Below are 8,973 nucleotides of genomic sequence, written 5' to 3' on the forward strand. Positions count from 1 at the left end.
GATCTTCACCTCCTTCAAATTGACGCTACGCGAATCCGATGAAACCGTATCGAGAAAGGAAGCATCGTAAGATGGTTCTTTTCTCGATTTGGCTTCGCCGAAAGGCGAATAATGGTTTTGGAACTTCCGCCAAGGAAGGACAAGGGTTTTCGTTGCACAGCAACCGCACACATCGGTACGATGTATAAGTGCGCCCTTATCTCTTTCGTTCTAAGGGAATCATACCACAGACCGCATGAAGAATCTAGCATAATAGGTAGTATTTTCCTCGTTGGTGCGATAAAATAAAAGCACCGAAAAAATACTGGATGGAGTGATACATCGTGGCACGAAAAACGGACGAAGAACGTTTACAAGAATTAGAGGAAAAGATAGAACAAATCAAGGCGAAAAAACAGCAGGTGGCGAGTCGGTTGCAAGCAAAAGAACGAAAAGAGCGCACCCGTCGCTTGATTCAAGTAGGAGCCATTTTCGAGAAGTATTTTGATATTGTCGGAGAGGATCAAGCTGAGAAGATCGCATATGGAATGAAGGATGCCGTAGACAAACATAAAGAAAAATTAATGAACATTGATGTGGAGAAATCGAAAAAAGAAAACAAGCTAATCTATGAAGTTCAGGAAGAGAGTTTGATCATGCCAGCAGGGGAAAAGACTCCTTAACAAACTTAATGCCTTGAGGGCATTTCCCGTTGCCTTTATGGCAACGTTTTTCGGTAGAAGAAGAATATAAAATTAAAAAACTTGATAAAAGTTACTTAAACTTATATAATAAAAGTAACATATTTCAAGGAGTGTTGGACATGAAAATTTTCATCTGTGAGAGCTGTAGCAAACATTTAGAGGTTAATGATCGAGTTTATGATAAAGCGTATAAAGGGCATAATTTTTGTTTGGATTGTCGAGCTTCACATGGTGGCAAACGAGACGGAGCTGGTCGACCTTCACTGGGTACAACAAAAAAGGTGTCCATTACACTACCAGATGAGGTATGGGAAAGAATAGATGATTCGAAAAAAGAACAGTCGATGTCAGCTTTTTTACGTGAATTGATTATGGAGAATTATGAATGAAGTGTTTGTACTGTGAAGTAGAAAATGTAGATTTGGCAATCGATTGCGAATTTTGTGGTGCTCCGTTGAAACGGCAGCGGCCAAAAGTAAACGGGTTTGTGTATCTGGATCAATGCGAACTTCAATTTAAAGAGCTAGAGGGGTTCCATACATATGATTTATTAATTCTTCTTCGCTTAGTTAGGGAAGAGAGGACAAAATGTTATAAACTCATGAGAACGGTCCAGAAAGCTCCAGATGATGTTGTAATAGATTCAGAAACATTAGGCTTTGCTGAAAGTGAATATAGGCGCTATACAGCTCGTATGAAAGTTGTAGAGGGTATCTTGATTGACCGGATGGGGTATAAGCCGAAAAGAATTGATGATAAATTGTTAGAGAGTTTACGAAGGAAAATTGAAATTAGGTAGGAAAAAGGGGAATTTATTGGTATTGTCGAATTATAAAGAAATGAGAAAAACCGCCCTGTCTTTGGTCGGATAGGCGGTTTCTCTACACTCACAGGGAACGAGTCCCTATATCAATTTATTTAATATAATTCTAACACATAGGGGCTAATTCCTGCTACATAGGGAGAGGAATTAGATGAAAAAAAATAATGTTGTAGACTTTGACCAGGCTGAGAAGAATGCTAGAAAAAGAGATTTCGAAAAAGATTCAGAGTCTAGATTTAAAGCTGAAGAATTAAAACGATCATTACTAGACAAATTAAAAGAGCTTACTGGTGAAGAGCACTTCATTGGTACCAGTAAAGATCCATTTGCAGGGGAGCCATTTAACCAAACCATGCATAGAAATTTAGATTTGTTAAATAGAATTGAATATTTCACTCAAGCCGAAGGTGATTTCTTATTCAGAATTCAAGCCTATTTAGAATTTAAAAGTAACGTTATTATTTGTAGAAAAGATAAGTTTAAAAAGAAGAAAAAAAATATTATCGAAGATGATTTTGAAATTCCAAAGTCTGCCACGGTTTCAGATATCGCTGAAATGATTGGTAAATCTCGTAGACAAACTTCTGAAATTATGAATTCATTAAAGAAAAAAGAGATTTTGCTCAATCCTGAAGGGGCTGGACACATCATTGAAAATGGTCGAACTGTCAGCCCTAGAACTTGGATTGTAAACCCTTATATTATGATATGTGCACCTAGAAAAAACAACGTTCAATTAGATAAATTAACTATGAGACTATTTCAACATTCTTTGAAAAACCTTAAAGATCAAGAAGGAAAAAAAGTAACTTTACCTGCAAGGTTTTTTTAATAAATATTTTAGATCATGTTTGAAAATGACATGATCTTTTTTGTTTGGTATTTTTTAGGTGTGTCGAATTCCTCTCACTTTCTGCTTCAAATGTGAGGAAAACCTCCCACCCTTAAAAGCAGAGATAACCTAGTCATATCAAGGGATCAACCTACTTTTTGTAGAACCTCTCTATTATCATTATTGTTTAATAGCAATTCGCTCTTTATTTGAAACATCTAATTTTATTTAAATTACGGTTTAAATTTTGCCATTAAGGCACAGAAGGTTGCCATTAAGGCAACCGAGTTCTTGTCTATAAGAAAACTATATATCTTTAGGTTAAATAGGATCTAATTTTATCCAGGAGAAGTGGTGAATGATTAATTAAATAAAAAGGAGAGGTAAACCTTTGCCCGTACAGGTTTACCTCTCCTTTTCTATCTATTTTTCTGTGTCTGTGTTTTTGTCTTTGTCTTTGTCTTCGGATGTTTCCTTGGCTTTGGTTTCTTTCTTTTCCTTAGCCTTTTTTTCTAGATATGCTTTGTGTTCTTCTTCAGTGACTTCCCAACAGAATGCTTTCTTTCCAACGCTTTTTGCGTCAATACGTCGGCCTTTCACTGTTATAAATGGTCTGCAAATTCTCATATTTATCCACGCTCCTAGGTTATTTATCTCTTGCAGAGGATAACCGGATGTGGTAAATTTTTTATAAGTTTAATTCGTTTTATTGTCTGTTTTCTGGCGATTACGGGCAATGTTATATTTATTTTTTTATACCGTTGGTTGTCCTCTGCAAGGACACTTACGGTCTTTTTTTTGTTCTGTTTTGATAAGATCCTCTCCTTTCTGGTTTTATGCCACAAAATATAAGGAGAAGAAAAACATTTTTTTACTCAAAAAAATTGGTTCCATCCCATATATGTTCTCAGGCTATGTATAGCTAGTAGGCTTATTAATAATATAATGGCATTTTAATAGACTTGTCAAGCATTATTTTTTGGTAAATAATAAAATTATTGTCATATTTGTGTCGGTATTTAAAATTTATGAATCTCTTAATAATAATTATATACGGGTTTTCTTTGCATTTCAATCACGTAACCACTATATATAGTGGTTTGAAATATTTTTTTCGTTATATATAGTGGGTAAAGTGATTTTACCCCCCTATATAGTGGTTTATTATCAGTTCATTCTATAATACGATCTGGAATTATTAATTGTCGCAAAACCTACTCAATAATAACTGCCATCTTGCTAACTCGCACAAATTGTTTCTCTTTTATTTAATTATAATTGGAGGGGAAGTTTTATTGATTATGAAATAATTCCGGAAGATTATTTTAAAATTTCAACTTGAATAAAGGTTGTATTTGACATAATGCCTATTCCCGGAAGTAGACGACAGGACCCTTATTTTATAAGGGTTTTTCTTATGGCCATGAAGAGACCGAAAATGAATAACTATACGAATGTTGATTTATCAACATTTGGGGCAATGTCTTCGTTCGTAATTACCCTCTCTTTTTGTATAAAACGTGTATATTGTTTATTTGAATTACTGGAGGATTTAGAGAACTTGTGTCAAATTGATAGTAAACGCAAATAAATGCGAGGTGATCACGAAATGAACGAGTACGGATCTTATTCCAAAGAAGTGGCAGAATTACTGGATTTAAACCCAAACACCCTGCGAAGGTGGTCCATTGAATTAGAAAAAGAAGGGTACATCTTTGAACGGAACGATAAAGATCAACGGATCTATTATAAACGCGATATTCTATCGTTAAGGCATCTCCAAAAGTTGAGTAGTGAAAGAATGCCGATTTCAAACGCGTGCAAGAAGGTTGCAGGCGAATATATCAAGGCGAAAGAGTTAGAAAAAACGCTGGGCGTTTATGAAGAAACGGAGAAGAATGAGGGGAAGAACAGCGTTCAGGTCACGTTAACTAAAGAGGAATTAAGTTCTCTTATTGAAGACTCTGTTGAACGGGCGGTTGAAAAAGAACGGGAAGCCATGTTTAAAGCATTCGAAAGGAAAATGAATGATGTGATAGAGAATAGAGATCGTCACTTGGTTCACCAATTAAATCAATCAATGGAACAAAAACAGTTGGAGATTGCTGCAGCTGAGGAAGAACAAAAGAAAAAAGGGTTCTGGGCTAAGTTTTTTAATAAATAATTATTTATTCTTCTGATAATCTTTTTTATCTTAGGTATCTCGACAACATTTCGCGATCAAGCAAAATTGTATATAAAAAAGCCGATTTTCCTTTCTAAGGAAGTTCGGCTTTTTTCGATTAATCTCTTTGTCTTAGCATACAAAACTTCTTTTATTTATTAAAGAAGGAAATGTTTAATTTTGATCTAATAATTAGTACGGATATGAGCATTACTACCGCAATAATTTTAAACCCTTGGTCACCAATTACATTGAACTGATATCTTAATCCAAAAAGTACCAGTAATCCCATTAAAGCTCCTGCTAAAAAAACCATATTTTTCATATTATCCCTCAATTTCCTAAATTTAGAGTTTTTTTGAAAAAATTCTTTATTTATGTCAATTATACTATATAATAGAAAATGTTTCTAATTAATTTTATGTGAGGAGTTTGGGTGAAATGAAGAAAAAATTAAGTTTGGTATGTATGTTATTATCTCTATTACTCTTTGTAAATCTGTTTTCAGGTACTGCATTTGCAACGGGTAATTCAGGGGATCCAGAAGCAATGGTTACTGGTGAGAAAAGCCTAGATAATATTATTGATGAGATCAATACCGAAATTGAAGTTACGGATGAAAGTGTCACTATTAGTGACAAATCTTCACTTCTTGAAAAAATTAGTCAAGAAGATATTGATAATCTAAATGAATTAGCTAAAGCTCAAGGTGTCGAATATGAACAACCTCTTACGAAGGAATCTTTATTGAATATGTTTGAAGAGGGTATTGAAAGCGTTAATGATGAAGTAACTAATGGTGAATTAGAAGTTTTAGAGGATGGATCGCTGATTGAAGCTGATGATGATAGTTTCTATGTTCAAGGTGGATCTACTTATGATAAAACATACTGGTGGGGTAAAAAAAGATACAAGAGTACTTACGCTGCAAATAAATGGGTATCTGAATTAAATACTGCAGGTAACCTAAATACAGGTGGAGCTGTTCTTGCTGGAGCAATTTTTGGTGGTGTTGGAGCTATTCCTAATGGACTTACAGCAGTTTATTGTTACCAATTGGCTAATAAAGTTTCTTACAGAAATAGCTTAAATAATCGTGGTATAATAGCGAACGTTACATGGGCTTTAGTTTTTACAACTTCAAGCCAGTGAAGATGAAGGAGATAATATAATTATGAAAAAAATAACTATCTCTATTTTATCTTTGGTTGTAATCGCAGCTGTTACAGTCGTTTTTTTTTAAAAGATTCTGAGTCTATTAATCAAGAAAGCTGGCAATATAGTTACATGAATTATGAAAAACTACATGATTATTCAACTGGTGAGACTCAAAAAATAGCATTGATAGATAGTGGCATTTCTACATATTTAGATCTTGATGAAAAAAGTGGTTTTTCTTTAGTGGATGATAATATATATGATATAAATGGTCATGGTACTATGATGTATTCGATTATTAAAGGATACAAGAAAGAAATTTTAGGTATTAGTCCTGATGCAGAAATTATATCGATAAAAATCCTAGATGAAGAAGAATCGGTTACCCCGACAATGATCTATGACGCAATTAAGCTTGCGATTAAAAAAGAAGCTACTATTATTAATCTAAGTGTTTCTAGCTACAAATATAATGAAAAAATAGCTAGTGCTATCGAAGAAGCTAATCAGAAAAATATCACAGTAGTTTCTTCTTCTGGTGACTATTCTGATACAAAAATGATGTTTCCGGCAAACGTTAATGGAGTTGTATCTGTTGGTGCTTTAGGGAAAGACTTAAAGGTCTTAGAAATGACAAGTGGTGCTGATTCAACTACCATAAATGCCCCTGGAGGAGATATTAATACTATAGATACCTCAAAAGAAGTTTTTACTTCTTCAGGAACTTCGCAGGCCACAGCGTTAGTATCAGGATATATTGCTTTACTGAAAGATTTTGCAATAAAAGAGAATATCGAGCTTTCAAATAGTGATATCTTACATTATCTCAAACTAATTAAACAAGAGAAGATGAGTTATGCTAAGGTATTTAAAGAAATCAAATAAAAAAGAAGCTACCACGTGTAGCTTCTTTTTTTTAGCAAAACCAACATTTCGTGGAAAATATACGTCGTTCAAAAATGTAACAAAATTTTATTCTCGACCTACTAACTGAACATTAAGAAGAAAATAAGAAAACCACCCTTGAGCTTTGGCGGCAAAAGAGTGGTTTCTCACTTAAAATTATATCATATGAGTTCTGTTTAATCATCATCTTTGTACCATTCTACATCATAAGGATTGTTTGGATCTAGAAGAAATACACCGTTTTCAGATGGCAAGGTTCTAGGCTTTCTCTTGCTGTTGCTATCTAATTTATGGAGCTCTAAGTACAAGTCTTCAATCGATTTTCTTTGATTAGACACATGCTCACCTCTATATTTCTGGACTCCATTGTTGGGGACCTTTTTTGGCCTTACCTTTCCGTTTTGTCTTTTGTTGTTGGCGATCTCGTTGTCTCTGCATTTCTCGTCCGGCCTGTTCTATTCCACTCATAAGAGCTCCTAAGAAGCCTAATCCTCTTTCTTGAGTCTGAATTTGCGCTTTGAATTCCGGAACTTTTGCTTCCATTTGTTCAATTTGAAACACTTGTTTTTTATAGTCTTCTCTTCCAGAAACCTCGTCTTTGGTGAGCCAACGCTCATACTGATTACGAGCTGTTAAGGCATCGTTATACTCACGACTTGCTGTTTTTGATAGCAACAATTTCCCCTTCAGGAATGGATTGTTCTCATACTTGTCAACGATCGCTTGATGTTTTTCATAATCTTTCAAGTATCGGCCGGCACGCTGCAAACGTGACTGACTCTGTTCAATATGAGTAATTTCCCTTTGAAGTCGTTTAATCTCTGTTTGTTTCTTGTCCAATGTTTGTTGAATAGTTTCGATTGAGATGACGTTTCCTTTCTTTTCAATAAGACTCGCAAGCTTTTGGGCTGTCTCATAGCTCATATAAGCCATTTCAGGGCGTTCAGGATATGCAGAGGCTACATTTCGAATGAAAGAGTTAGTATAGGCGATACTGGCTTTCTGAAGGATATCCCGTTCATACCGGATTTGCTGACGAGCCTTTTGATTAGCTTCGACCATTCCTGGGCGTTTTTCTTCATGGTTATGTTTTACTTCAATAAATTCGTATTCCGTATGGAATTTGAGCTTTTCACGATGATAATGGAGCTTTTCATTATGGAGCTTAATTTCATTTTGGGCTCTTGAAATGTCTTGTTCTGCTCGCTCTTTTATTTGACGGTTTTCCTTTAATTTCAGGGGATTTAGCCAGTTCAGCGTTTCAAGATGTTGCTGGGAATCTTGAATTTTTTGTTCAAACGAATGGATCCATTTGAAGTGATCTGAAGCTTCTCGAATTTTCTCTTTTTCCCATCGGAGATACTGATCGCTGTTGTTGACGCGCTTTTCCCACTGATCGAGTTGTTCCGATCTCTTTTGGAGATTGGGAAGCTGGGAACCACTTTTCAAAAGAGTGACTGCTTTTTGTACATCCACCCGTTCTGCAGCCGTCATAAACTCATCGAAGGTTTGTCGTTGTTTTCGTTGACGAGCTTGTGCTTGTTCAAGAGTTTTCTTTTCTTCTCGGTATTTCTGAAGATCAACCACATGCACATTGTATTCTTGGCGTTCCCGGTTGATGTTTCCTCTGTTTGATAGAGCACCGCGTTTTTCCATCGCATGGGCAACATGGCCAAGGTGAACAGTCGGGAGGACCTCGAGTCCATGATCTTCATGAGAACGGTGGGAAATGCGTTCAGAACGTTGGGCTTTTTCTAGAGATTGATTTGCATACTCTGCCCATTGTTCCCGCCACTCGGTTAATAGCTCCTTTTGGTTCCAGTCTCGATTCTTCGGACCAAATCCTTCCGCTGTAATCGTGCGAGTCGTTAACATGACATGAGCATGAGGGTTGGACGGGTCATCATGATGAATGGCAATATCGGCAATCATGCCTTTTTTAACAAATTCCTTTTGAACATAATTTGCGATTAATTCTTTTTGACTTTCATAGGGCAATTCTTTCGGAAGTGCCACGTTAATTTCTCGGGCAAGTTGGGAGTCTTTTCGTTTCTCCGCAGACTCCACTTCATTCCATAAACGTTCCCGATCATAGACCCATTCAGGGGAATCGGTTGGAGCAAAGATCATGGCATCCGGCTGCACGTCTCGACGGTAATACTTTTCCTCTCCGGTGCGTTCATCGAGCAAACGATCACCGGAACGATAGGAGGCAGAAGCAACAGCTGACTGTCCTCGTCCTCGTGAAATGACTTGTGCTGAAAAATGATAAATGGCCATGATCTTCACCTCCTTCAAATTGACGCTACGCGAATCCGATGAAACCGTATCGAGAAAGGAAGCATCGTAAGATGGTTCTTTTCTCGATTTGGCTTCGCCGAAAGGCGAATAATGGTTTTGGAACTTC

General features: G+C 36.1%; 9 protein-coding genes. 7 read left to right on the top strand and 2 right to left on the bottom strand.

Features of this window, described 5'->3' with window-relative positions:
* The first annotated feature begins 323 nt into the window (after window positions 1-323).
* From BAA9072_RS23770 to BAA9072_RS23785, 4 genes are all read left to right on the top strand, one after another.
* Window positions 324-662, top strand: coding sequence for a hypothetical protein (locus BAA9072_RS23770; RefSeq protein ID WP_201717028.1), 339 nt, complete (start codon window positions 324-326; stop codon window positions 660-662).
* 29 nt (window positions 663-691) lie between these two features.
* Window positions 692-1,072: a hypothetical protein gene (locus tag BAA9072_RS24390; RefSeq protein ID WP_230980989.1), complete on the top strand. Its 381-nt coding sequence runs from the start codon at window positions 692-694 to the stop codon at window positions 1,070-1,072.
* Entirely contained in the window at window positions 1,069-1,482 is a 414-nt protein-coding gene (locus tag BAA9072_RS23780; RefSeq protein WP_201717029.1) for a hypothetical protein, read from the top strand. Before BAA9072_RS24390 ends, BAA9072_RS23780 begins: the two co-directional genes overlap by 4 nt.
* Window positions 1,483-1,657: 175 nt before the next feature.
* A complete protein-coding gene (locus tag BAA9072_RS23785) occupies window positions 1,658-2,338 on the top strand; it encodes a Rep protein (protein ID WP_201717030.1) in 681 nt (226 codons plus the stop codon).
* Window positions 2,339-2,761: 423 nt separating this feature from the next.
* Here BAA9072_RS23785 and BAA9072_RS23790 read toward each other — a convergent pair whose 3' ends face one another.
* Window positions 2,762-2,965: a hypothetical protein gene (locus BAA9072_RS23790; protein WP_201717031.1), complete on the bottom strand. Its 204-nt coding sequence runs from the start codon at window positions 2,963-2,965 to the stop codon at window positions 2,762-2,764.
* A 982-nt stretch (window positions 2,966-3,947) separates the two neighbouring features.
* On the opposite strand from BAA9072_RS23790, the gene BAA9072_RS23795 reads away from it, so the two are divergent.
* The 3 genes from BAA9072_RS23795 to BAA9072_RS23805 all read left to right on the top strand — a co-directional run bounded on the left by BAA9072_RS23795 (window position 3,948) and on the right by BAA9072_RS23805 (window position 6,545).
* Window positions 3,948-4,502: a MerR family transcriptional regulator gene (locus BAA9072_RS23795; protein ID WP_230980990.1), complete on the top strand. Its 555-nt coding sequence runs from the start codon at window positions 3,948-3,950 to the stop codon at window positions 4,500-4,502.
* Window positions 4,503-4,943: 441 nt separating this feature from the next.
* Window positions 4,944-5,654 (top strand): hypothetical protein, encoded by a 711-nt coding sequence (locus BAA9072_RS23800; protein ID WP_201717033.1) that lies wholly within the window; start codon window positions 4,944-4,946, stop codon window positions 5,652-5,654.
* Window positions 5,655-5,789: 135 nt separating this feature from the next.
* Window positions 5,790-6,545, top strand: coding sequence for a S8 family peptidase (locus tag BAA9072_RS23805; protein WP_201717034.1), 756 nt, complete (start codon window positions 5,790-5,792; stop codon window positions 6,543-6,545).
* A gap of 369 nt (window positions 6,546-6,914) precedes the next feature.
* Here the strand turns inward: BAA9072_RS23805 and mobQ are convergent.
* A partial coding sequence (gene mobQ, locus BAA9072_RS23810; RefSeq protein WP_230980991.1) for a MobQ family relaxase occupies window positions 6,915-8,973 on the bottom strand: 2,059 nt, incomplete at its 5' end.

It is taken from the genome of Rossellomorea arthrocnemi (assembly GCF_904424705.1).
GTDB classification, from domain to species: Bacteria; Bacillota; Bacilli; order Bacillales; family Bacillaceae_B; genus Rossellomorea; species Rossellomorea arthrocnemi.

What these genes read in the sequence shown, in the direction of transcription:
- BAA9072_RS23795 (WP_230980990.1), top strand. Translation starts at nt 3,948, where the DNA reads ATGAACGAGTACGGATCTTATTCCAAAGAAGTGGCAGAATTACTGGAT.
- BAA9072_RS23790 (WP_201717031.1), bottom strand. Translation starts at nt 2,965, where the DNA reads ATGAGAATTTGCAGACCATTTATAACAGTGAAAGGCCGACGTATTGAC.
- BAA9072_RS23785 (WP_201717030.1), top strand. Translation starts at nt 1,658, where the DNA reads ATGAAAAAAAATAATGTTGTAGACTTTGACCAGGCTGAGAAGAATGCT.
- BAA9072_RS23780 (WP_201717029.1), top strand. Translation starts at nt 1,069, where the DNA reads ATGAAGTGTTTGTACTGTGAAGTAGAAAATGTAGATTTGGCAATCGAT.
- BAA9072_RS23805 (WP_201717034.1), top strand. Translation starts at nt 5,790, where the DNA reads ATGAATTATGAAAAACTACATGATTATTCAACTGGTGAGACTCAAAAA.
- BAA9072_RS23800 (WP_201717033.1), top strand. Translation starts at nt 4,944, where the DNA reads ATGAAGAAAAAATTAAGTTTGGTATGTATGTTATTATCTCTATTACTC.